This is a genomic window from Neisseria sp. P0014.S002, from assembly GCF_051958295.1.
Taxonomy (GTDB): Bacteria; Pseudomonadota; Gammaproteobacteria; order Burkholderiales; family Neisseriaceae; genus Neisseria; species Neisseria flavescens_B.
In genome coordinates, this window is sequence record NZ_JBQCVO010000119.1 from 1 (window position 1) to 239 (window position 239).

The following is a 239-nucleotide window of genomic DNA, read 5'->3' on the forward strand; positions in this document are numbered from 1 at the left end:
GTATAAGAGACAGGACTACAAGGGTATCTAATCCTGTTCGCTCCCCACGCTTTCGCTCCTCAGCGTCAGTTACTGCCCAGAGACCCGCCTTCGCCACCGGTGTTCCTCCTGATATCTGCGCATTCCACCGCTACACCAGGAATTCCAGTCTCCCCTGCAGTACTCCAGTCTGCCCGTATCGCCCGCACGCTCACAATTGAGTTGTGAAATTTCACGGACAACGCGACAAACCACCTACG

The 239-nt window shown here is 55.2% G+C and carries 1 rRNA gene; it reads right to left on the minus strand.

Annotation, left to right across the window (positions count from 1 at the left end):
- Positions 1-239 (minus strand): 16S ribosomal RNA (locus ACTHSX_RS10845); the annotation flags it as partial.